The 22,557-nt window shown below is 62.8% G+C and carries 19 protein-coding genes; 11 read left to right on the forward strand and 8 right to left on the reverse strand.

What is annotated here, in order from left to right; translation table 11 throughout:
* Positions 1-3 precede the first annotated feature (3 nt).
* The 5 genes from A3A9_RS0131265 to A3A9_RS0131285 all read right to left on the reverse strand — a co-directional run bounded on the left by A3A9_RS0131265 (position 4) and on the right by A3A9_RS0131285 (position 5,473).
* On the reverse strand, positions 4-1,023 hold the full coding sequence (locus A3A9_RS0131265; RefSeq protein ID WP_027062147.1) for an ABC transporter ATP-binding protein: 1,020 nt from the start codon (positions 1,021-1,023) through the stop codon (positions 4-6).
* Positions 1,023-2,039 carry an ABC transporter ATP-binding protein gene (locus A3A9_RS0131270; protein ID WP_033838911.1) on the reverse strand — a complete coding sequence of 339 codons (1,017 nt, stop codon included), beginning with the start codon at positions 2,037-2,039 and terminating at the stop codon, positions 1,023-1,025. The genes A3A9_RS0131265 and A3A9_RS0131270 overlap by 1 nt, the downstream gene beginning before the upstream one ends.
* On the reverse strand, positions 2,036-2,884 hold the full coding sequence (locus A3A9_RS0131275; RefSeq protein ID WP_027062149.1) for an ABC transporter permease: 849 nt from the start codon (positions 2,882-2,884) through the stop codon (positions 2,036-2,038). The genes A3A9_RS0131270 and A3A9_RS0131275 overlap by 4 nt, the downstream gene beginning before the upstream one ends.
* The gene (locus A3A9_RS0131280) at positions 2,881-3,819 is read right to left on the reverse strand and encodes an ABC transporter permease (protein ID WP_027062150.1); all 939 of its coding nucleotides are present in this window, start codon (positions 3,817-3,819) and stop codon (positions 2,881-2,883) included. Before A3A9_RS0131280 ends, A3A9_RS0131275 begins: the two co-directional genes overlap by 4 nt.
* A 76-nt stretch (positions 3,820-3,895) precedes the next feature.
* Positions 3,896-5,473 carry an ABC transporter substrate-binding protein gene (locus A3A9_RS0131285; RefSeq protein ID WP_027062151.1) on the reverse strand — a complete coding sequence of 526 codons (1,578 nt, stop codon included), beginning with the start codon at positions 5,471-5,473 and terminating at the stop codon, positions 3,896-3,898.
* A gap of 187 nt (positions 5,474-5,660) precedes the next feature.
* On the opposite strand from A3A9_RS0131285, the gene A3A9_RS0131290 reads away from it, so the two are divergent.
* The 10 genes from A3A9_RS0131290 (at position 5,661) to fabG (ending at position 16,516) form a co-directional block, all read left to right on the forward strand.
* A complete protein-coding gene (locus tag A3A9_RS0131290; RefSeq protein WP_027062152.1) occupies positions 5,661-6,635 on the forward strand; it encodes a GntR family transcriptional regulator in 975 nt (324 codons plus the stop codon).
* Positions 6,632-7,333 (forward strand): creatininase family protein, encoded by a 702-nt coding sequence (locus A3A9_RS0131295; protein ID WP_027062153.1) that lies wholly within the window; start codon positions 6,632-6,634, stop codon positions 7,331-7,333. Before A3A9_RS0131290 ends, A3A9_RS0131295 begins: the two co-directional genes overlap by 4 nt.
* Positions 7,330-8,376, forward strand: coding sequence for a ketopantoate reductase family protein (locus tag A3A9_RS39855; protein WP_033838917.1), 1,047 nt, complete (start codon positions 7,330-7,332; stop codon positions 8,374-8,376). Before A3A9_RS0131295 ends, A3A9_RS39855 begins: the two co-directional genes overlap by 4 nt.
* Positions 8,373-9,131 carry an SDR family NAD(P)-dependent oxidoreductase gene (locus A3A9_RS0131305; protein WP_027062154.1) on the forward strand — a complete coding sequence of 253 codons (759 nt, stop codon included), beginning with the start codon at positions 8,373-8,375 and terminating at the stop codon, positions 9,129-9,131. Before A3A9_RS39855 ends, A3A9_RS0131305 begins: the two co-directional genes overlap by 4 nt.
* Positions 9,128-10,513, forward strand: coding sequence for a dipeptidase (locus A3A9_RS0131310; protein ID WP_027062155.1), 1,386 nt, complete (start codon positions 9,128-9,130; stop codon positions 10,511-10,513). The genes A3A9_RS0131305 and A3A9_RS0131310 overlap by 4 nt, the downstream gene beginning before the upstream one ends.
* A gap of 134 nt (positions 10,514-10,647) precedes the next feature.
* The gene (locus A3A9_RS0131315) at positions 10,648-12,918 is read left to right on the forward strand and encodes a propanediol/glycerol family dehydratase large subunit (RefSeq protein ID WP_027062156.1); all 2,271 of its coding nucleotides are present in this window, start codon (positions 10,648-10,650) and stop codon (positions 12,916-12,918) included.
* Entirely contained in the window at positions 12,915-13,334 is a 420-nt protein-coding gene (locus A3A9_RS0131320) for a diol dehydratase small subunit (RefSeq protein ID WP_027062157.1), read from the forward strand. Before A3A9_RS0131315 ends, A3A9_RS0131320 begins: the two co-directional genes overlap by 4 nt.
* A gap of 9 nt (positions 13,335-13,343) precedes the next feature.
* On the forward strand, positions 13,344-14,042 hold the full coding sequence (locus tag A3A9_RS0131325; RefSeq protein ID WP_027062158.1) for a cysteine hydrolase family protein: 699 nt from the start codon (positions 13,344-13,346) through the stop codon (positions 14,040-14,042).
* Between the two features lie 99 nt (positions 14,043-14,141).
* Complete coding sequence (locus A3A9_RS0131330; RefSeq protein WP_027062159.1) at positions 14,142-15,668, forward strand: APC family permease; 1,527 nt, start codon at positions 14,142-14,144, stop codon at positions 15,666-15,668.
* A gap of 83 nt (positions 15,669-15,751) precedes the next feature.
* Positions 15,752-16,516: a 3-oxoacyl-ACP reductase FabG gene (gene fabG / locus A3A9_RS0131335; RefSeq protein ID WP_027062160.1), complete on the forward strand. Its 765-nt coding sequence runs from the start codon at positions 15,752-15,754 to the stop codon at positions 16,514-16,516.
* A gap of 13 nt (positions 16,517-16,529) precedes the next feature.
* On the opposite strand, the gene A3A9_RS0131340 is transcribed toward fabG, so the two are convergent.
* Together A3A9_RS0131340 and A3A9_RS0131350 are read right to left on the reverse strand one after the other, a co-directional pair.
* Positions 16,530-17,540 carry a phosphotransferase enzyme family protein gene (locus tag A3A9_RS0131340; RefSeq protein ID WP_027062161.1) on the reverse strand — a complete coding sequence of 337 codons (1,011 nt, stop codon included), beginning with the start codon at positions 17,538-17,540 and terminating at the stop codon, positions 16,530-16,532.
* A 117-nt stretch (positions 17,541-17,657) separates the two neighbouring features.
* Positions 17,658-18,941 carry an aspartate aminotransferase family protein gene (locus tag A3A9_RS0131350; protein WP_027062162.1) on the reverse strand — a complete coding sequence of 428 codons (1,284 nt, stop codon included), beginning with the start codon at positions 18,939-18,941 and terminating at the stop codon, positions 17,658-17,660.
* Between the two features lie 103 nt (positions 18,942-19,044).
* Between A3A9_RS0131350 and A3A9_RS0131355 the strand changes: the two genes are divergently transcribed.
* Positions 19,045-19,806 carry an SDR family NAD(P)-dependent oxidoreductase gene (locus A3A9_RS0131355; RefSeq protein ID WP_027062163.1) on the forward strand — a complete coding sequence of 254 codons (762 nt, stop codon included), beginning with the start codon at positions 19,045-19,047 and terminating at the stop codon, positions 19,804-19,806.
* A gap of 163 nt (positions 19,807-19,969) precedes the next feature.
* On the opposite strand, the gene A3A9_RS0131360 is transcribed toward A3A9_RS0131355, so the two are convergent.
* Positions 19,970-22,189: a mechanosensitive ion channel family protein gene (locus A3A9_RS0131360; protein WP_027062164.1), complete on the reverse strand. Its 2,220-nt coding sequence runs from the start codon at positions 22,187-22,189 to the stop codon at positions 19,970-19,972.
* Positions 22,190-22,557 lie beyond the last annotated feature (368 nt).

The raw sequence follows: 22,557 nt of genomic DNA on the forward strand, positions 1-22,557 counted from the left end.
AGCTCATTGTGCAGCGATTGTCGCGGGCGTCGGTTTGCCGAAGTCAGTCAGGTGACAGGCGGCAAAGTGGGCCGGCCCCCGGTTGGACAGGTTCGGCCGCTCGGCAAAGCAACGCTCGAACGCGAACGGGCATCGCGTGTTGAACAGGCAGCCGGTGGGCAGGTCAAGCGGATTGGGGAGTTCACCGCGTGCCGCCGCCACCCGCGTTTGCCGCGCCGGATCGAGTTCGGGCGCGGCATCGAGCAGCGCCTTCGAATAGGGGTGGCGGGGTGTTGCAAACAGCGCTTCCGTTGGGCCGGTCTCGACCACTTTGCCCAGGTACATCACCGCGACGCGGTGTGAGATGTGGCGCACCAGTCTGAGGTCATGGGCGACGAAGACGACGGTAAGCTTCAGCCGCTCCTGGAGGTCCAGCAGGAGGTTGATGACCTGCGCCTGCACCGAGACGTCGAGCGCGGAGACCAGTTCGTCGGCGACCAGCACCTCCGGCTCGACGGCAAGAGCGCGTGCGATACCGATGCGCTGGCGCTGGCCGCCGGAGAACTCATGCGGATAGCGGTTGGCGGCGTCCGCCGGAAGGCGGACAAGGCCCAGCAGCTCGGTGATACGCGCCGGGATATCGGCCTTTGGCCGCATCGCATGCACGCTCAGCGCTTCGGACAGAACCTGTCGCACCGACATGCGCGGATTGAGCGAGGAGTAGGGATCCTGAAAGATCATCTGGACGCGGCGGTTGAAGGCGCGCCGTTCCGCCTGAGGCAGCAGACCGATATCCTTGCCGTCGAAACGCACCAGTCCTTCGTCCGGCTCGAGGAGCCGCACGAGACAACGCGCCAGCGTGGATTTTCCGCAGCCGGATTCGCCAACGATGCCGAGCGTCTCGCCACGATGCACTTCGAGATCGACATTGTTCAAAGCATGGACAGCGGCAGGCGGTCTGCCGGTGAGTATGTCGGACGCGGTCCGGGGAAGGCGAAACCGCTTGGAGACGCCTTCGACGGAGATCAGCGGCATGTCCCGCATCAGGCCGCCTCCGCCATCGCGGCCACGGTCTGATGGTGGAAGCAGGCGACCTCTCTGCCGGCGGCGAAGCTTTCGAGCGGCGGCCGCTCGGCGCGGCAGCGGTCCGTGGCGAAGGAACAGCGCGGATGAAAGGCGCAGCCGTCCGGCAAATCGATCAGGCCCGGTGGCATACCCTCGATCGATAAAAGCATGCTGCGCTCGGCGCCGATGCGCGGCACGGAACCAAGCAGCCCGCGCGTATAGGGATGGTGTGGCTCGGCGAACACCTGCGCCACCGTGCCGGTCTCGACGATGCGCCCGGCATACATCACCGCCATGCGGTCGCAGGTCGCCGCGACGACGCCGAGATCGTGGGTGACGAACACCACGCTCATGCCGAAACGGTCGCGCAGGTCGAGGATAAGCTTCAGAATCTGGTCCTGGATCGTCACGTCGAGCGCCGTCGTCGGCTCGTCGGCGAGCAGCAGTTTCGGCGAATTGGCCAGCGCAATCGCGATCATCACCCGCTGGCGCATGCCGCCGGAGAACTGGTGCGGGTATTCGTCGAGCCGCCGCTCGGCGGCCGGAATGCCGACGATGTTCATCAGTTCCAGCGCGCGTTGACGGCGGGCACGGCGGTCCAGGGTGGTGTGGGCGCTGAGATTTTCCTCGATCTGCAGGCGGACCGGCAGCACGGGGTTGAGCGCCGTCATCGGCTCTTGAAAAATCATCGCTATTTCGGCGCCGCGCACCTTGCGAAGGTCCGCCTCGCGCATCGCCATCAGGTCGCGGCCCTGCCATTCGACCTGACCGCTCACCTTGCCCGGTTCGCGCACCAGCCGCACGATCGAGCGCAGTGTCATGCTCTTGCCCGATCCGGACTCGCCGACCAGGCCGACAATCTCGCCCGGCGCGACATCGAGATTGATGCCATCAACGACGGTGGCCAGGCCTCGTGGCGTTGCGAAGGTGGTGGTGAGGCCGCGCACCTTGAGCCCACCGCCGGCTGTATTTCGATCTGGAGACGGCGCCGTCATCGGTTGACCCTCAGCAAATCGGCCAGCGCGTCGCCTGCAAGGCTGAAGCCGAGCCCGGTGATGACGATGGCAATGCCGGGGAATACGGACACCCACCATGCGGTGGTCATGAAATTCTTGCCGTCGGCGATCAGCACACCCCACTCAGCGGCCGGCGGCTGCGCGCCGAGGCCGAGATAGCCGAGGCTGGAGCCGAGCAAGATGGCGAGCGCCATGTCGGTCATCAAATAGACCACCGCCGGCGTTATCGCGTTAGGCAGCAGATGCCGGAAGATAATGCGCATGTGGCCGTAACCCATGCCACGTGCCGCGTCGGCGTAGTCGAGCCGGCGCTGGATCTTGACCTCGGCGGAGACCAGCCTTGCGTAGAACACCCAGTCGACGACGCCGACGGCGATGTACATGTTGCGGAGGCCGGGGCCGAGCACCGAGACGATGGCGATGACCAGCACGAGGAACGGGAAGGTGATGACCGCATCGACGACGCGGCCGAACACCGCCTCCACCCAGCCGCCCACATAGCCGACCAGGGCGCCGACGATGGTGCCGAAGATGAACGGTCCCGTTGTCGCGAACACCGCGATCTGCATGTCGATTCGATAGGCGTGGATGACACGCGAAAGCATGTCACGGCCGAAATTGTCGGTGCCGAAAGGGTGCGCCCAGCTCGGCCCATGCATGATGGCGTTGTAGTCGAAGGCGGTCGGATCGTAGGGCGCGAAGAGACTTGGAAAGAACGCCATGGCAAGGCTGGCGCCAAGCACGATGACTGCGCCTACCAGCGTGCCTGGCAATGCCCGGCGCCGTTTCGCCGGCGGGGCGATCTGGACGGCGCCCGCGCTCATCGGACCACTCGTGGGTCGAGCCACGCCTGGACGATGTCGGTCAGTAGGAAGGTGAATGACACGAGCAGCGCCAGTGCGATCGTCAGTCCCTGGATGACGGGATAGTCGCGGCCGTAGATGGCCTCGATCATCAGCCGCCCGGCACCAGGGATGGCGAATACCGTTTCTGTGATGACCGCACCGCCGAGCAACGTGCCGATCGACAGGCCAAACAGCGTAACCGTCGAAATCAGCGCATTGCGCAGGACATGGCGCGTCATGATCACCCTCGCGCGAAGGCCCTTGGCGCGGGCAAAGTCGACATAGTCGGCGCCAACCACCCCGATGATGGCGGCGCGCAGATTGCGCATGAGCACGGCGGAAAGGCTGAGCGCCAGCGTCGTGGCGGGAAGAAAGAGATGGTAGAGATCGTCAAGGAAGTTCTGGCCATAGCCCCCGACCGGAAACCAGCGCAATTTTGCGGCAAACACCGTCAGCAGCACCAGCCCGACATAGAAGACGGGCATGGACAGGCCGATTTGGAAGGTGCCGCGGATGATGGCGTCCGGTGCGCCGCCACGGTTGAGCGCCGCGACGAAGGACAGCGGCACCGCCACCAGCAGCGCGATCAGGGCGGCCATTCCGGTAAGCATCAATGTGACGGGGAGACGGCGCTCGATCAGTTCGATCACCGGCAGCTTCAGGCCGATCGAGTTGCCGAGATCGCCGGTGAAGACCGCTTTGGTGAAGTAGAGGAACTGCACCGGGATCGGTTGGTCGAGCCCTAGCTTGGCATTGATACGCTGGACGTCAGCGTCGATGGCGCGATCACCGAGCATCGCGCTGGCCGGATCGCCCGGCAAAAGCCGAACGAGGATGAAGGTGACCACCAGGATGAAGGCGATGGTCGGGATCGTTTGCAGAACTCGTCGGAAAATGAAGCCCAACAGCGGCAAGAGGTGATCCAGACCTTGTTCAATTTTAGCAGGATGGCGGCGAACGATCGGACGTTCACCGCCTTAGGCGATCAGCCTACTTTTGCAGCCATGCGGCACCAAAGATATTGTTGCCGAGCGGGATCTGCACGAAGCCTTGCACTTTCTTGCTCAACGCGACCGGATAAGGCGTTTCGTAGAGCGGGAGGATCGGCCCGCTGGCGTTGTATAGGTCCTGCATCTTGGCATATTGATCCGCGCGCTTGGCGGCGTCGATCTCTTTTTGCGAGGCTTCGAAAAGCTTGTCGGCCTCGTCGCTCTTCCAGCCGCTGTGCAGCGCGCCGATGGTCGGCGAATAGACGAAATACGAAGCGATCTCGTTCGGGTCGGCGATATCATCGGTCCACGCCGCTTCGCGCATCGTGAATGTGCCGTCGCGGTATTGCTGGGTGCGGCTCGGATTGTCGACCTGCTGCAGGTCGAGCTTGATGCCGATCTGCCCCCACATCTGCTGCACCGCCGTGGCGATGCCGATCTCGTCCTGGTTGCCGGCAAGCACGAGCAGGCTGGTTTCGAAGCCATTCTCGAAGCCGGCATCCTTCATCAACTGCTTGGCCTTGTCGAGATCGTAGGGATAGAGCGGCTTGTCACCCTTGTGCAGTGGCGTCGCCGAGGACATGAACGAAGTCATCTGTGACCCCACACCATGCGTCACCACCTGGATGATCGCCTCCTTGTTGGTCGCGTAGTTCATCGCCTGGCGGACTTTTTCGTTCGACAGCGGATTGTCCTTGTCGCCGATCTTCGGGCGCACGTTCATGGTGATGTATTCGACCCGGGTCGACGGGTAGAGTTTCATATCGATGCCGTCGGCCTGCTTTAATTCGTCGACCCGCGCATACGGGATGAATTCGGCGCCGTCGATCTCGCCCGACTGCAATTTCAGGATGCGGGTGGCATCATCGGGGATGACCTCGAAATCGATGCCGTCGAGATAGGGCAGCGGCTTGCCGTCCTCGCCCTTCGCCCAGTAGTTCTCGTTGCGGGTCAGCTTCATCGACTGGCCGTGGTCCCAGGATTGCAGGACGAACGGACCGGAACTGATCGGATGCGCCGAGAAGCTCTTCGCCTTTTCCTCGTCGGTTGTCCCTTCCGAGGCTTCGAACGCCTTCATCGGCAGGATCGCGGTGTTGAACACGGTGAGCGAGGCGAGGATCGCCGGATCGGTGTTCTTGAGCTTGATGATGACGGTGTGGTCGCCTTCGGTGGTGACGTCCTGGATCGAGCCGACCAGGAAATTCCAGATGCCTTTCTTCGGATCTGCGGCGCGCTTCAGCGACCACTGCACGTCGGCCGGGGTGATCGGCGATCCGTCGGAAAACTTGATGCCGTCGCGCAAGGTCAGCGTGACGGTGAGCCCGTCGCCGGACACCTTCCACTCCGTCGCCAGGCCCGGCTTCAGGCCCTTGCCGTCGTCGGTGGGCAGGATCAGCGTGTCGTAGAGATTGGACAGGACCCAGATGTCGACGTTTGCATCGTTGAGCACCGGATCGAGAAAGAGGCTGTCCGCATAGCGGCCGTATTTCAGGGTGCCGCCGCGTTCGACCGCAAGCGCGCTGTAGCTGGTTCCAACGAGAAGTGCCGCGCTCAGCGCGGCCTTGACGAGCGTGTTCATGACGGCTCCCGTATCTCCAGAGGAATTTTCAAGTGTTATTGTTGGCCATAACGTTTTCACGCAAGGCCCATCGTGTCAACGGGATTGTCCCAAGGAAAGCGGCACTCTGGCGCAACAACGCGCTTGTCACCCAAGAACGACCGGACTAAGCGTTATAGGTGAGTAATACACTTGAATTGGGACCTGAATGGAGTTCTCGGTCGATCGCGATCTGCCAGTTCCCCTGCGCACGCAGTTGCAGGGACTGATCGAATACGGCATCGCCTGCGGCGAATTGGTGCCGGGAGAGCTGCTTCCCTCGGTCAGGGAACTGGCCGAGCGCATCGGTGTTGCCCCAATGACGGTCAGCCAGGTCTATGGCGACCTCAAGGCTTCAGGCATGATCGAAACGCGTCCCGGTTCCGGCACGTTCGTCACCAGCAGCGGGCGTGCGAGGCTGGCCGCCCGCCCGGAGGCGATGGAACTGCACAGGCGGATCGACGCGCTGATTGATGCCGGAACGGCCGCAGGGATCCGGCCGGCCGAACTCGTCTCGCTGGTCAGCGCGCGCGCCTTCTATCGCGACAGCATAGGTGCCCGGACCAGGATCGTCATGATCGGACTGTTCACCGACGCCACCGCCAGCTATGCGCGCTTCATCGCCGCGCGCCTCGGAAATGGCGTGACCGTCGAGCCGCTGACGATCTCGGCCATCGAACGTGATCCTGCCGCCCGCGCGCGCGCCAATTCGGCCGATCTCGCCGTCACCTTCGTCAATCGTCAGCGCGAGGTGATGTCGCTGGTCACCAACACCAAGGTGGTGTCGATCAGCTTCATCCCTTCGGAAGAAACGCGAAAGGCGCTGGCCGCGCTGGATTCGCTGGCCCGCGTGGCCGTCATATCCAGGTTTCCGGACTTCCTGCCGATCATGAAGGCCGGCGTCCAGCGCTTCGCCCCCCATGTCGAGCATCTGACTGGTGCCACGCTCGAGACGCCGGACTTGGAGGCACTGCTCGGTGGCTCCGATGTCGTGGTGTTCGCCAGCGGCGCCGAGGATGTCCTGGCGAAATTGCAGGCGGGCGTCACCGCGTTCGAATATCGGCACGCCCCCGACACCGCCGAGATAGAGCGCGTGCTGGTGCCGCTGATCAATGCAACGGACGAGGAGAGGAAGGCATCGTGAAAATTTCCGAATGCAACTGGCGGCAGGTCGAACAGTATCTCGGCAAGGATGATCGCGCGGTTCTTCCGCTGGGCAGCACTGAACAACACGCGCAGCTGTCATTGTCGGTCGATTCGATCCTGTCCGAGCGCGTAGCGACGGAAGCGGCAGAGCCGCTCGGCATTCCGGTATTTCCGGTGGTCGCCTATGGGCTGACGCCCTATTTCATGGCCTATCCCGGTTCGATCAGCCTGCGCACCGAAACCTATATTCGCCTTGTCAGGGACATCCTCGACGGCATGCGCGCACAAGGGTTCCGTCGCATCCTCATCGTCAACGGCCATGGCGGCAACCAGCCGGCCGGCGCCCTGGCGATCGAATGGATGGCCGACAATCCCGATACCGCGATAAAATTCCACAATTGGTGGGCTGCCCCTGCCACGATGGGCAAGGTGCGGGAGATCGATCCGGTCGCCTCGCACGCCTCCTGGATGGAGAATTTCCCCTGGACCCGGCTGGCCGGCGTGAAACCGCCGACGCAGCAGAAGCCGATGATCGACCTTGCCCGTATGCGTCTGATGTCGCCCAAGGCGGTTCGCGACTATCTCGGCGACGGCAACTTCGGCGGATATTACGAGCGGCCGGACGAGGACATGCAGGCGATCTGGGACATCGCGGTCAGGGAGACGCGCGATCTGCTCGAAGGGCCATGGTCATGAATGAGACCGGACCGATCCTGATCTGGGGTGCCGGGGCGATCGGCGGCACGCTTGGTGCCGCATTCATCCGCGCCGGCCATGCCGTCACCTTCGTCGACAGCGATGCCGGCCATGTCGACGCGATAAACGCGAATGGCTTGCGTATAGACGGACCGATTTTCCAGGATACCGTCATGGCACCAGCCTTCCTGCCGGCCACCGTCACCGGCCGCTTCGAGCGGATTTTCCTGTGCGTCAAGGCACATCACACGCGCGTTGCCGCCGCAGCGCTGTTGCCTCATCTGGCCGATGGCGGCTGCGTGGTCTCGGCCCAGAACGGACTGAACGAACTCACCATCGCCGAAATCGTCGGCGAGCAGCGCACGGTCGGCTGCTTTGTCAATTTCGGCGCGGATTACCTGGAGCCGGGCGTCGTCCATTTCAGCGGCCATGGCGCGGTGGTCATCGGTGAACTCGACGGCAAGCGCACGCCGCGTATCGCGGGGCTTCACCTACTGATGCAGGATTTCGAGCCGAAGGCGGTGCTCACCGACAACATCTGGGGCTATCTCTGGGGCAAGATGATCTACGGCGCGCTGCTCTTCGCCACGGCGCTGACCGACGATTCCATCGCCGATGTGTTCGCCGACCGCCGCTATCGCCCGGTACTCGCGGCGGTGGGGCTGGAAGTCGGCGCCGTCGCCAAGGCGAATGGCGTCAGGGCAGAGGCATTCGACGGCTTCGACCCCGGCGCTTTCGCGCCCGGCTCATCCACCGCCGCCACCGACCGCTCCTTCGACGAGATGGTCGTGCACAACCGTCGGTCGGCGAAGTCTCACACCGGCATCTGGCGCGACCTCGCCATCCGCAAGCGCAAGACGGAAGTCGATGCGCAGATATTCCCGATCGTCGAGATCGGACAGAAGCTCGGCATGCCGACGCCGTTGACGGCGCGTACGGTCGAGATGATCCACGAAATCGAGGACGGCAAACGGCGCCTGGTTCTGAGCAATCTCGATGAACTGGCCGAAGCCATGCCGAGCACTCCGGCAGGCGCCAGATGAACATCGGCTTCGACAGGCGCACCGTCATCGTCACCGGCGCCGCACACGGCTTTGGCCGCGCGATCGCCAAGGCTTTCGCCGAACGCGGCGCGGCGGCTCATATCCTGGACGTCAACGAAGCCGGCCTTGCCGAAACGCGCCAGCTTTGCGGCGAAAACTGCCGCACTCATGTCGTCGATGTCGGCGACCGCGACGCAGTACAAGCAGTCGTCGGCGCGATTGAGGCCGATGCGGGCGCGGTGGATATTCTCGTCAACAACGCTGGCGGCGTGCGCAGTCAGGTCGGGCGACCGTTGGAAGAAATCTCCCAGGCCGACTGGCAGACGATTTTCGACGTCAATCTCTCGGGCGCCTTCTTCATGACGCAGGCCGTGGCGCCCGGCATGAAAAAGCAGCGCTATGGGCGTGTCATCAACATTTCCAGCGGCGCCGGGCTCGGCATCAGCCTCACAGGCATCCAGGCCTATGCCAGCGCCAAGGCTGGCCAGATCGGGCTGACGCGGCAGCTCGCGCATGAACTTGGCCCCTGGAACATCACCGTCAACAATGTCGCGCCGGGTTTCGTGCGCTCCAATCCCACCACCGAGCGGCAATGGGAGGCGATGGGCGAGGAAGGCCAGCAAAAGCTGCTGCAGAATATCGCGATGAAGCGGCTCGGCTCACCCGACGACATTGCCGCGATGGTGATGTTCTTCGCCTCCGATTTCGCCGGCTGGGTCAGCGGTCAGGTGATCAGCGTGGATGGCGGCAAGTGAGCGACGTCGAGGCCTACCTCGCCGCCCACGCCAGCGAAGCCCTGGAAGACTTGAAGGCGTTCTGCCGCATTCCGAGCGTCAGCACCGATCCGGCCTATCGCGACGGCATCCGTTCGGCGGCGAGCTTCGTCGCGAAACTGCTGACGCGGGCCGGATTCCCGACCGTCGAGATCGTCGAGACAGACGGCCATCCGGCCGTGTTCGGTGAAATTGTCGGCGACGCCGCGACGCCGACCATCCTCGTCTACGGCCACTACGATGTGCAGCCGCCGGATCCGGTCGAGAAATGGACCACGCCGCCCTTCGAGCCGACAGTGCGTGACAACCGCCTCTATGCGCGCGGCGTTTCGGACGACAAAGGTCCGGTGCTGATCCCGATCCTGGTCGTCGAGGCATTCCTGAAGACCGCCGGTCGCCTGCCGCTCAACATCAAGATGCTTGTCGAGGGCGAGGAGGAATCCGGCAGCCCGCATTTTTCGCCGCTGGTTGAAAAGATGCGCCAGCGCCTGGCCTGCGACCTCGTTGTCTCCGCCGATGGCGCCATGTGGCGCGCCGACCGGCCATCGATGACGGTGGCCAGCCGCGGCATGGTCGCGATCGACGTGGTGGTGACGGGCGCGGCGAAGGATCTTCATTCCGGCCGCCACGGCGGCAGTGCGCCAAATCCCATTCGCGCGCTCGCCGCCCTGCTGGCCAGCCTGCACGACAGCGATGGCGCCGTTACCGTGCCGGGCTTCATGGACGACGTCACGCCGCCCGATCCGGCCATTCTTGAAGCGATCGATGCCGCCAGCTTCGATACCGCCGCCTACTTCGCCGGGATTGGCGCTCCGGCGCCCGATCCACAGCCCTCCGGCCACGACCTTCTGGTTCGTCAATGGCTGGTACCGACACTTGAATTCAACGGCATATTCGGCGGTTATTCGGGACCGGGCACCAAGACGGTCATTCCTTCGTCGGCGGGCGCCAAGATCACGTGCCGCCTCGTCGCCGGACAGGAGCCCGGCAAGGTTGCCGATGCTATCCGGCACCATCTCGAAGCACAATTGCCAAAGGGTTATTCGCTCGACGTCCAACGCCACGGCCCTGGCACCAAGGCGTTCTCGATCGATCCCGACCTGCCTGCCCTTGCCATCGCCGAAACGCTGCTCGGCGAGATGATGGGAGCGAAATCGTTGCGGGTTGCCATGGGTGCAACGATCCCGATCGGCAGCGTCTTCAAGGAGCATCTCGGCGTCGGCACGATCTTCTTCTCGTTCTCGACCTCCGACGAGGACTACCATGCGCCGAACGAATTCTTCCGGCTCGAGAATTTCAAAATCGGCCAGATCGCCTGGGCACGGCTGTTTCAGCGCTTGGGCTTGTCGATGAGCGGAAAGTAACTGGGCTGCGTGCAGCGGGACCGGCTTCCGTGCAGCAAGTAGTGGCGTGCAGGCCCTTCGGCGACGTTCGATCCAGGCCATTGTGTGAAGAGTGGGCATTCACTAGTCTTCCCGTTAGGCTGGGAAATGCACGCATGGTACCGAAACTGAACCGCTGGAAGCGCTTCGCCGACTGGGACGAGCGGCCGTTGCGGCTGGACAAGTTCGCGGCAGAAGACCCCGCCAACGGCTTCTCCGCCTTCTCAAGCCCGGCCGATCCCAAACCTGGCATCGGCATCACCGGCGGGCGCGTCGTGTCCCTCGATGGGGTGCTTGAACACGACTACGACATGATCGACCGCTTCATTGCCCGCCACCACATCGACCCGGAGGTGGCGCCTGAAGCGATGGCTTTGGACTCGGCGACCGTCGCACGCTGGCTGGTCGACATGAATGTGCCGCGCGAAACGCTGGTGCGGCTCGCGCACGGCATGACACCCGCGAAACTTGCCGAGGTGGTGGCGCAGCTCAACGCGCTGGAGATCGCCTTCGCCTATTCGAAGATGCGGGCACGCAAGACGCCGGGCAACCAGGCGCATGTCACCAACGCCAAGGACGACCCGCTCCAGCTCGCCGCCGATGCCGCAACCGCCGTCGCCTTTGGCTTCGACGAGATCGAAACGACGATGCGCGTATCACGCAACGCCTGGTCCAACGCGGTGGCGTGTGCGGTGGGCGGTGCGGTCGGCCGCTGGGGGACGCTGTTCCAGTGCTCCAGCGAGGAAGCGGAGGAGCTGCGCATCGCCATGGCCGGCTTTACCTCCTACGCCGAAACCGTTTCCGTCTACGGAACCGAGAAATCGTTCACCGATGGCGACGACACGCCGTGGTCCAAGGCATTTCTGGCCGCCGCTTATGCCTCGCGCGGCGTCAAGATGCGCTGCACCTCGGGTGCCGGCTCCGAATTGCTGATGGGCTTCCATGAAGCAAAATCGCTGCTTTATCTGGAAGCGCGCTGCCTCTGCCTGCAGCGTGGCATGGGCGTGCAGGGCACGCAAAATGGTGGCATCGACGGAGCGCCCTTGACCGCGACGATACCGGGTGGCGTTCGCGAGCTGATGGCCGAGAACCTCATCGCCGTCTGGCTCGATCTCGAATGCGCGTCCGGCAATGACGCGCGCTCCACCGAATCCGAAATTCGTGTCGGCGCCAAGATCCTTCCCTATCTGATCGCCGGCTCGGATCTGATCTGTTCGGGAATGGGATCGATCCTGAAATACGACAATTCGTTCAACCCGTCGCTGATCAACGGCGAGGAATTGGAAGACTATCTGGTGCTGCAGCGGGATTTCGAGGCCGATGGCGGGTTGACGCCACTGCCCGAGTCACGCGCGATCGAGCTGCGCGAGCGGGCGGTGGAGGCGATCGCCGCCGTGTTCGAGGAGCTCGGCCTGTCCTCGCCGACCGAGGACATGAAGACCAGCGTGGTTTACGCCTCCGGCTCCGACGATACGCGCAGCCTGATGCCGCGCGACGTGTCGTTCATCAGCGAGGCCATCAAGGAGCGCGGCATCACTGTGATCGATGTGGTCAAGGCGCTGGCCAACCGCGGTTTCCGCGAAGAGGCCGAGAATCTGCTGAACGTGGTGAAGCTGCGCCTTTCGGGCGACTATCTCCAGACCTCGGCCATGATCCGCAACGGGCGGATCGTCAGCGCGGTGAACGATCCGAACGACTATCTCGGCCCCGGCTCTGGTTATCGCGTGTCCGAAGAGCGGCGCCTGCAGCTCAACGATATCCGCGACGTGCTGGATCAGAAGGAAGTGCTGCGCTCGGAAGCCCTGCACGAGAAGGACGAGGCAAGGCACATCCGCTATCGCAACCTTGGGCCAGCAGCCAACGGATCGGCGAAGGAAGATGTCGTCATCGGCATCAGCCCGGCCTTCGGGCTGAAGCTTTACCGAACGACGGCCGGACATCGGCTTTCCGAAGTCCTTGGCGCCATGCTGAATGCGATCCGCGCGCGTGGGCTCAAGGCGCGCGTCGTTCGCTTTCGCCATACGGCCGATACCTCCTTCCTCGGTCTGTCCGCCGCCCGGCTTGCCGGCAGCGGCATCGGCATCGGCATCCAGGCCAAGGGCACGGCCGTCATCCATCAGCGCGACCGCCAGCCGCACAACAATCTCGAACTGTTTTCCAATGCGCCGATCACCAGGCTCGAGCACTATCGTGCGCTCGGTGCCAATGCGGCGGCCTATGCGCTGGGCGAAATGCCGGAGCCCATCGTGGTGCCGCAGCGAGGCGAGGCCATGGGGTCGCGCTACCACGCCCGCGTCGCTCTCATCTACGCCATCGAAACCGGGTTGACCGAAGCAGGTGCTGCCCCCGAAGAAGTCGACATCACCCTGACGGGAGCGAAATCGTGACCCATACGCGCGCCGACTATCCGCTCGCCGAAACCCAGCCCGGCGCCGTGACCGGCAAGCACGGCAAGGCGCTTCCGGAGATCACGCTGGATGCGGTGCTTGCCGGCGAGGTGACGATGGAAGACCTTCGCATCACACCGCAGGCGCTGCAGGCCCAGGCCGACGTGGCCCGCGATGTCGGCCGGCCGACACTGGCCCTCAACTTCGAGCGCGGGGCCGAGCTGGTCGAGGTGCCGCAGGATTTCATCATGCAGGTCTACGAACTGCTGCGTCCCGGCCGCGCCAAGTCCAAGGAAGAATTGCTCGGGGCAGCCGCCACGATGCGCGACACCTACCAGGCCGAACGCATCGCCCGTTTCATCGAGGAGGCCGCCGAGACCTATGCGGCGCGCGGCCTTTTCACCTTCCGCTTCTGAAAGGACCGCATGGACTGGAAAAACGGATTCCGTTCGCTCTATTATCTCGGCGCGCCCGAGCCGGATGATCCGGTGCTGGTGCCGGCGCAAACCGCCATCCTGGTCATCGACGTTCAGAACACCTACCTGGAACGGCCGGATCGCGGGTCGCTTTCGCCGCACGAACAGCACCGCTACGATCTGTGGACGCCGTTCCACGAGCGCATGCACGGCACGGTCATACCGAACACGGCAAGATTGCTGGAGTTGGCTCGGGAAAATGGCATCGAATGCCTTTTTGCCCGCATCGCCTGCCACACCAAGGACGGGCGCGACCGCTCGCTCTCCCAGAAAATGCCGGGCTGGAACAATCTGCTGCTGCCCAAGAACGACGCGCCATCGCAGTTTGTTGCCGAGCTTCAGCCGGCCGGCGACGAAATCGTCGTGACCAAGACCACCGATTCCGCGCTGACGGGAACAAATCTGCGCCTCATCCTTCACAATCTCGGCATCAGGAATGTCATCTGCTGCGGCATCTTCACGGACCAGTGCGTGTCCTCGACGGTGCGCAGCCTGGCGGATGAGAGCTACGCCGTCATCGTGCTCGAGGATTGCTGCGCGGCGGCGACCGAAGAGCTTCATCGCAAGGAGCTCGAAATCATCAACATGATCTACTGCCACGTGATGTCGAGCGCCGAGCTATGCAAAATCATGGCCTTGGCAAAGTGACGCTGCGTCCGTAGTGTCATGGCTGCACGCGCAGGCCGGGACACATCGGCCGCCACGTGCGGGGAACTGCATACAGCTGTCACGAATGGAGAGGGCTTCATGGCCACAGAAACTGCACGCGGGACGATTGACGTCTCGAAGAGTAACAGCATCAACCTTTTGCACTCCAAGGCCGTGGGGCTCGCGGGAGTGCTTTTCCTGGCCGTCACCGGCGCGGCGCCAATGTCGGCGATGCTGGGCAACGTCCCGTTCGCGGCAGGCTACGGCATCGGCAAATACACGCCGGCCGCCTTCCTGATGGCAACGATCGTGCTGACCATCTTCTCGGTCGGCTATGCGGCGATGGCATCGCGCGTATCGTCCGTCGGCGGCTTCTACTCCTTCATCAGTCAGGGGCTCGGCCGTGAGGTCGGCATGTCGGCGGGCATTGGCTCGCTCGCCTGCTACTCGCTGTTCGAGGCCTCGCTCACCGGGCTGTTCGCATTTTTCGGCAATTTGTGGATCTCCCAGCACCTCGGCATCAACGTGCCATGGATCGTCCTTGCGCTCGGCATGATCGTGGTCATTGCCGCACTTGCCTATCGCGATGTAAAGGTGTCGGCACGGCTGCTCGGGATCGCCCTCATTCTTGAAGTGATCATGCTGGTGATCTTCTCGCTGGGTGTGCTCTTCGCCCATGGCGGGACGAATTTTTCCGGCGATTCGTTGAATATGTTCAAGGTGTTCACGCCTGTCGCCGAGCAGACAGTCGGAACCGTGGCCATCCCCGCGGGCGCGGCCGCCGTCGGCATCTTCATGGCGTTCTGGTCGTGGGTCGGCTTCGAGATGGCGCCGAACTATGCCGAGGAATCCCGCGATCCAAAGCGCATCATTCCACAGTCGCTGCTGATTTCGGTCATTGGCCTTGGCCTGTTCTACACCTTCGTCAGTTGGTGCGCGGTGGCGGCCTATCCTACCGAGGCCGACATGGTGGCCAAGGCCTTCTCCGACGGGGTGAACTTCTTCCTGACACCAGTTCAGAGTTTTGTCGGCGGCTGGGGCTACCAGTTGATGTCGCTTCTAATCCTGACCAGTTCCTTCGCCTGCGGCATGGCCTTCCACAACACCGCTTCCCGCTATTTGTACTCGCTGGCACGCGAAGGCGTCCTGCCCCAGGTGATCGCGGAGACGCATGACCACCACAAGAGCCCCCACAAGGCCTCGGCCCTGCAGTCGGTGCTGGCGGCGATATGGGTCCTGCTCTACGGTCTGGGCTACGGCTTCGACGATCCGTCGGGACAGGCCTGGCTTGGCGTCTATACGCTGTTTGCGGTGCTTGGCACGGGACTGTTGCTGGTGCTGCAGGCCGTTGTCTCGCTGGCGATCTACATGTGGTTCAAGAAGAACGGTGGCGGCGGCGTGCTGACGACAGTCATTGCGCCGTTAATCTCGCTGGTTGTCCAGCTTGTCCTCGTCTACACGCTGGTGGCCAATCTCGCGACGCTCGGCGGCACCAATGGCTTCGCCAGGAGCATTCCCTATGTCGGGCTTGCGATCCTTATCGTCGGCCTGATCTGGGGCTTCGTGTTGAAGTCTGCCAACCCCCAAGCGTACCAGAACATCGGTCACATGGTGAACGAAGGCTAGGACGCGTCCATCGCCCTGGAATCCTTTTCGGTAACGGGGACAGAGTATCACTCTGTCCCCGTCTCATTTTGGAGCTTCAAATCATGACCCAGTCTTTGAAGGGTCGGTCCGTTGTCGTTACCGGCGGATCGAAAGGCATCGGCAAGGGCATAGCGCGGGTGCTCGCGCTCTCGGGCGCCAAGGTCGCCATCATTGCGCGCCATCTCGACCAGGCTGAAGCCGCGGCCGCCGAGATCGGCCACCGAGCCTTCGGCGTGGTTGGCGATGTCACGTCGCTCGCCAGCATCGAGAACGCGTTTGCGACGGTGGCCGCGAGAAACGGTAGCATCGACGTGTTGTGCGCCAACGCCGGAATTTTCCCGCAGGCGCGGCTCGAAGACATGACCTCGGACCAATGGGACGAGGTTGTCGACACCAACCTCAAGGGCACCTTCCACGCGGTCAAGGCGGCGGTACCCTACCTTAAGACATCCGACCAGGGCCGCATCGTGCTGACGTCGTCGATCACCGGCCCGGTCACCGGCTTTCCCGGCTGGTCGCACTACGGCGCCACCAAGGCGGGGCAGCTCGGCTTCATGCGCACGGCCTGCATCGAGCTGGCGAAATACGGCATCACCGTCAACGCCGTCATGCCGGGCAACATCGTGACCGAGGGCCTAGCCGGCCTGGGCGAGGACTACCAGAAGACCATGGCTGCCTCTGTCCCTCTCAAGCGGCTCGGAACCGTGGAGGACATCGGCTACGCTGCACTCTACTTTGCGTCGAAGGAAGCTGGATACGTGACGGGGCAGACGATCATCGTCGATGGCGGTCAGATCCTGCCGGAGAGCCTTGAAGCACTGGCGTGATGACGGCAACCGTCTAGGAAAACTTGCTCAGATAGGCCTCGCACAGCCCGACCGTTCCCTCGGTGTAGGGCAGGCCCATCGACTTGGCAAGGTCCGTCTCCGCATGTGAGCCGATCCACGCAACCAGGAGCAGGCGGCGCAGCATCACGAAGGTCGGGATCTCATCCTCGTCCGCCTTGGGCAGGTCAAGCACCCGGCGATAGCCGATCGTCCACGACCGGATCAGATCGGCGGCCTGCGGCTCGTGCTCGTAGAAAGAGATGGGCGTCGCCGCGTCGTACATATACCAACCGAAGCCGCAATCGTCGAAGTCGATGACCTTCACCGTCTTGCCGTCGATCAAAAGGTTGGCGAGCCGCAGGTCGCAATGAATGAGGCCGAAGCGGTCATGGCCTTTGCCAAAGGCGTCGAGCCTGCGGCCGATCAGGTCCGCGGTGCGGCCAAAGAGTTTGGCTTTCGCGGCGTCGACACCCATCCCGTCACGCCAGCGTCCCCAATGGGGGTTTTCCTCGCCGAGGCTTGTCTCGAAATTCCACACATGGCGACTGAACCAGGAAGGGCGGCTCCATTGCTGGGCGTGGATGTGCATGCGGGCCGTCACCTCGCCAAGCACCTCGAAAGGTTCGGCGAGCGCTTCGCCTATGCCCGGCTCCGAACCGGTCTCCCATTGCGACAGCACGACATTGCGGGGTCGCGCCAATCTGGCATGGCCTACAAGCTGGATTTGCTCGCCGTCCTTGCCCGCCACCGGCACGGGGGTGGGCACGATCCCGGTCTGGCGCAAATCGGTCAGCCAGGCCAATTCGGACTGGATGGCCGTCCTTGAATGGTAGCCGTCGCGATGGATGCGCAGCGCCCAGCGCCGGCCGTCGCGCGCCGTAATCCTGTAGGTCGCGTTCTCCGACAGGTTGATCATCTCGACGGAAACGTCCGCCGGCACATCGTAGTTGGCGATGGCCGCCTCTGCCGTCTCCTGCAGGATGCCGAGCTGCTGATCATGGGTGAGCGCGTCGAAATCCGTCACTGTCCGCCCTGCCCCATCCCTGTGCCCTTGTCTTCTTCCCGCACCCGCGCGATCCCGGCAAGCCGAACCGCCAGCCCGCACTCGACGCCCGGCAGTTTCAACCAGGTTCGGGACATGTCAACTCGCCTTGCCCGCCTGGTGCAGCAGTTCTCGCGCGCGCGGCATTGCCGCGTCGAAGCGATCCATGATGTCCTGGCAGGTTTCGTGATCGAGAAGCACGCCAGGCTTCCACTGCAGCACCTGCTTGTCGAGCGACGAGAAGATCGCCCACACGCCGTGCTCATAGAGTGCGCGCGAGACGAAGACGGCGCCTTCCCTGTGATTGCTGAATTCCAGGCCGAGGATCACGCCTTTCTGGCGCACCCCGGTGAAGATATCGCCGTGACGAACCTGCATCTCACGCATGGCCTGCGCCATGAACTCGGTCACGGTGCCGACATTGGCCACCAGCTCAGGCCGCTGCAGCATCTCGATGACTTTGTGAGCAACCACACAGCCGAGTTCGGCCCCGCCGGTGGTCGAGATGTGGGCCGCCCCGTCCTCGTTGAGCCAGCCGCCGGCCCTGTCGTTCACCAGCGTCGCACTGATCGGATAGAGGCCGCCGGACAGGCCCTTTGCCGTCACCATGATATCCGGCTGGACGCCATAGGCCTGCCAGCCCCACATGCTGCCGGTCCGCATCAGGCCGGTCTGCACCTCGTCGGCGATGTACATCGCGCCATGCTTTTCGCACAGCGCCTTGCAGGCGCTGAGATAGCCGTCCTTCGGCATTGGGAAGCCGTACGTGGCGGGGATCGTCTCGATGATCAGCGCCGCGACGTCTTCGCCCTTCAGCGCCTGCTCCATGGCGTCGATATCGTTGAACGGAACCTGGATGAACATCTCCGGCTGGTCGGAAAGAAAGATCTTGGTGAAGCGCTCGTCGCCGGTCGCCACCGCAAGCCCCGAATGCCCGTGATAACCCTTGATGATCGACACGATCTTGCGCCGCTTGGTGGCATAGCGAGCGCTCTTGATGGCGATGTCCACCGCCTCGGCGCCGCCCGGCGCGAAGATCGCATATTTCATTCCTGGTGAGACATTGACGAGGGCTTCGGCCAGCGCCGTCCGCGCCACGGAGGGAAACCAGTGGTTGCCTATGTCGAAATAATCGAGCGCGCTCTTCAGCGTCTCGACCAGTTCCGGGTTGCGGTGACCGAGATTGTAGGTGCCGCCATTGAGGTGCAGGTCGATCAGGCGGCGGCCCGACATGTCGTAGAGGAAATAGCCTTCACGCCTGCCGATCACCAGATCGATCCCGGCTTTCTGCCAGAACCTGGTCTTGTCGGGATTCCAGAAACGGATTGCCTTGTCGAAAAAATCCTGCTTCGACTCGAACTTGAAGGGGCCGAAGTCGTACATGCCTGTCTTTTTCCCCAGAGGTTGATCGGCGCGCATCCAAGCGGGCGAGGCCCGTCCGACGGATGATGCAGGATTACGGGCCGGCGAGAAAGGGGGCTGAAAGATGATCCTGAAGGACAGGACCGCAATCGTCACCGGGGCAGGATCGGGCATCGGCAGGGCGGCAGCGCTGATCATCGCGCGCGAGGGTGCGGTGGTCGGCGTGGCGGACCGCAGCGCTGACGGCGCGAACGTGACCGTCGAACAGATTCTTGCTGCTGGTGGCCGGGCAAAGTCGCTTGTATTCGACCTGACCGACGACCAGGCGCTTGAAGCCGGCTTTCACGATTTCATCCACACTCAAGGCAGGATTGACATCCTCCACAATCATGCCGGCGCGCAGGTCGAGGGCGACCTGCTTGGTGTGAGTGTCAAAGGCTTCGACGCATCCTGGACGCTCAACGTGCGGGCTCACTTCCTCGGCGCCCGCATCGTCATGCCGTTCATGAAAAAGGCGGGTCGCGGGGTCATCCTCAACACGTCGTCGAGCTCCGGCGTGCTCTACGACCGCGAGATGATCGCCTATACGACGACCAAGCACGCGGTGATCGCGATGACCAGGCAGATGGCGGGCGACTATGGCCGCTTTGGCATTCGCGTCAACGCGCTTTGCCCCGGCTGGGTCGACACGCCCTTCAATGGCCCTTTCATCGCCCAGATGGGAGGCCGGGAAGCCATCGAAGCCTACATCCGTGAAAAAGTGCCGCTTGGTCGTTGGGCAAGCGTCGAGGAAATCGCGGAGGCAGTGCTGTTTCTTGTGTCCGACCGGTCCTCGTACATGACGGGCCAGATTCTGGTTATCGATGGAGGAGAGACGGTGATCTAGGCGTGGGCTTGCGGAAGTTCCCTCTTACACTGCGTGTTCCTGCTATCGGTGGAGATGGACCCTTGAGCGAGAATCGCGTCTCAATCGGTTCAAGATAAAAGAATTCCCCGTCACGGCCGAGTCGCGAAAGGCCGCGTTGTGACCGGCAGGTGTCACAGGCTTCCTACTCCGTTGTGCCAGCTTTTTTTCTGCGCCGATTGGTGTGCGACTGCGCGACGGCCATTTGCAACTCGGGTGGGATCTCCAACGGCGCATTCTCTGCCTCATGTGGGTTCTGCAGCCCCTGGACGTGGACGGTCGGAAATGGCAGTTCGATGCCCTGCTCCTTGAAGGCTTGGCGGATGCGTACATAGAATTTGCGTTTCATACCGAAGGCGCCTCCGGGTCTGGTCATGGCCTTGACCCTCAACACGATGCCGTACTCGCCGAATTCCTGTACGCCCTGCATCTTGATCGGGTCGAGCACCCAGTTTTTGAACTCGGGATCTTCCGCCAGTTCGAGACCGATCCGCTTGATCAGCTTGCGGGCGAAGTCGATATCGGTGTCATAGCCGACGGTGATGTTGAATTTGTCGATAACCCAGTCACGGCTCTGGTTCTGGACCGCCCCGAGTTCACCAAACGGTATTGTGAACAGCGGACCGCGATGGTGGCGCAGCTTCACCGAGCGCAGCGAGAAGCTTTCCACCGTACCTTTGTAATTGCCCGAGGAAATATATTCGCCGACACGAAACGCATCATCGAGCAGAAAAAACACGCCCGAAATGACGTCCTTGACGACGGTTTGTGCGCCAAAGCCCACTGCGACGCCGACGACGCCAGCGCCGGCGATCAGCGGGCCGATCTGGATACCCAAAGACGCGAGCATCATCAGCACCGCCATCACGATGATCAATGCGAGCAGCATGTTCTGGAGGATGGGCAAGAGCGTGTGCAGCCGTGCCTGCTGCGCATCGAGGATCGGAACGTCCTCCTCGCTGATCACAGGGTGCGGCATTTCGATGCCCAGCTTTCGTTCGATCAAGGCCTTGATGATCGACCAGCCGAAATCGGCTGCGAGGGCAATGACCACGACGTTGATCAAGCCGCGCAATATGAACGTCGTCGTCGGATCGCTGTCGCGCATGGATTGCATGTCCAGGCCCCAGACACGCGCGAGGAAGTAAGCCGCCGCCAGGATCAACATCATCCGGATTCCGCGATCGATGGCCGCGATCGTCACCGCCGGGATGGTAGGCCGGCCGACATCTTCCGAACCCGGCCGCAGGACGAAATTGACCCCGCGCTGCGTCAGCACGATTGCCAAAGGCAGGACGAATGCGGCCAAGGTAAACCAGAACCATGTGTACAGGCCGGCGATACGCTCCATAAACAGAGCGACGAAATAAGCCGTCAACAACCATGTTGCTGCCGTGTGACCGTGCCCATCGTCCCGCCGCATTCTTGGCCGGCGCCAAACGGCAAGCAGCCACAGAAACAGCAGCACGAAATCGGCGCCCAGAAACAGGACCATCATTCCGTCCCGATCGATGCCGAGACCGGGCAGGAGGATAAAAGCGGCTGCGAAGAAGGCGAAGACGCCGACGATCCGCGATAGCCAAAAGGACCAATGGTCGGCCGTCTCGTTGGTGATCGGCAAGGCACGAACCTCGACGGCGTTCTCGACACGCATGAAGGAAGGGACGAGCAAGGCTATGACGTACGTGCGCACACCCCATGTAACGACTGCCGCCATCAGAAATGTCAGCACAATCTCACGGATGAGCACTGGCCAGTCGAACAACATGAACGCGCCGGCGCTGCCCACCGCGAACGAGACAATCAGCAGGCTGGAATAAAGCAGCCGACCACCAATCTTCTTGGCCCGCCCGATGGGCGTATCCTTCGGTTGGGCGATGATCCAAAGACGAAATGGACGGGTGAGTTTGTACGTGGCCCAGGTCAGCGCCAGGCCGGCGGCGATGAAAATCGCAATCAGCAAAAATATGCCGGCTGGCCCCCTGCTGGACATATCCTCCATGGTCGCTTCCCGAACGCGCGCGAACTGGCCTGGCAGCGAGGGCAAGGTTCGCACGATCCGTTCGATATGATGCTTGATCCGATCGAGCGTCGAGGATGCCATCGTATTCATCTGGGCTGGTGCGGCCACGGCGCCGGACGATGCGTCGGCCGGCGAAGCGCCTGCCTCGGCAGGCGTTCCCGTTGACCCGGCGTCCTGTTTTCGTTGTTCGGCCACCCAGGCCTTCACTGACGGATCGTCGAGAAGCTCAAACAGCTGTTTGACCCTTTCAGGCGCGACGGTCGCTGGTGACTGCGCCTGTGCCGGACCAGCCAGCAAGAGGGCGATACCACAGACGAGCGGCCCGGCAATCAGGACAAACATCGCAGTCAGATATCCGAGACGTCGTGCCCGGCGTGCCAGATTCCTGGCTCCCAATCGTCGAATCATGCGTGGCATCGTGCTGTAACCTTCCGGTCAAATCGGCAAGCAACGACATCTATGTCCGTCGTTGCTACTAACTTCAACAAGCCAATGTTGTGGTACAAGGCGTCATCGGTGCAGGCTAGACCGTTGCGCCAGTTGCTTGGCGTTGTCTACTAGCCCTCAGGAGAGGTATTTCGACCTCGGCTCGGACCTCCGGGCGTTTCCATGAACCGGGCATAGGTGATTCTGGGCACAGAACGCCGGCACCAGGATCCCAGGCCATACACGAGGGGCATGAGCGCTTGCTATTCAGCCTGTCACCAAGC

The organism is Mesorhizobium loti CJ3sym (assembly GCF_000472785.1).
GTDB classification, from domain to species: Bacteria; Pseudomonadota; Alphaproteobacteria; order Rhizobiales; family Rhizobiaceae; genus Mesorhizobium; species Mesorhizobium loti_E.

Coding starts and splice junctions, on each gene's coding strand:
- A3A9_RS0131265 (WP_027062147.1), bottom strand. CDS start 1,023: ATGCGGGACATGCCGCTGATCTCCGTCGAAGGCGTCTCCAAGCGGTTT.
- A3A9_RS0131315 (WP_027062156.1), top strand. CDS start 10,648: ATGGTACCGAAACTGAACCGCTGGAAGCGCTTCGCCGACTGGGACGAG.
- A3A9_RS0131270 (WP_033838911.1), bottom strand. CDS start 2,039: ATGACGGCGCCGTCTCCAGATCGAAATACAGCCGGCGGTGGGCTCAAG.
- A3A9_RS39855 (WP_033838917.1), top strand. CDS start 7,330: ATGAATGAGACCGGACCGATCCTGATCTGGGGTGCCGGGGCGATCGGC.
- A3A9_RS0131275 (WP_027062149.1), bottom strand. CDS start 2,884: ATGAGCGCGGGCGCCGTCCAGATCGCCCCGCCGGCGAAACGGCGCCGG.
- A3A9_RS0131305 (WP_027062154.1), top strand. CDS start 8,373: ATGAACATCGGCTTCGACAGGCGCACCGTCATCGTCACCGGCGCCGCA.
- A3A9_RS0131285 (WP_027062151.1), bottom strand. CDS start 5,473: ATGAACACGCTCGTCAAGGCCGCGCTGAGCGCGGCACTTCTCGTTGGA.
- A3A9_RS0131330 (WP_027062159.1), top strand. CDS start 14,142: ATGGCCACAGAAACTGCACGCGGGACGATTGACGTCTCGAAGAGTAAC.
- fabG (WP_027062160.1), top strand. CDS start 15,752: ATGACCCAGTCTTTGAAGGGTCGGTCCGTTGTCGTTACCGGCGGATCG.
- A3A9_RS0131360 (WP_027062164.1), bottom strand. CDS start 22,189: ATGTTTGTCCTGATTGCCGGGCCGCTCGTCTGTGGTATCGCCCTCTTG.
- A3A9_RS0131325 (WP_027062158.1), top strand. CDS start 13,344: ATGGACTGGAAAAACGGATTCCGTTCGCTCTATTATCTCGGCGCGCCC.
- A3A9_RS0131355 (WP_027062163.1), top strand. CDS start 19,045: ATGATCCTGAAGGACAGGACCGCAATCGTCACCGGGGCAGGATCGGGC.
- A3A9_RS0131290 (WP_027062152.1), top strand. CDS start 5,661: ATGGAGTTCTCGGTCGATCGCGATCTGCCAGTTCCCCTGCGCACGCAG.
- A3A9_RS0131350 (WP_027062162.1), bottom strand. CDS start 18,941: ATGTACGACTTCGGCCCCTTCAAGTTCGAGTCGAAGCAGGATTTTTTC.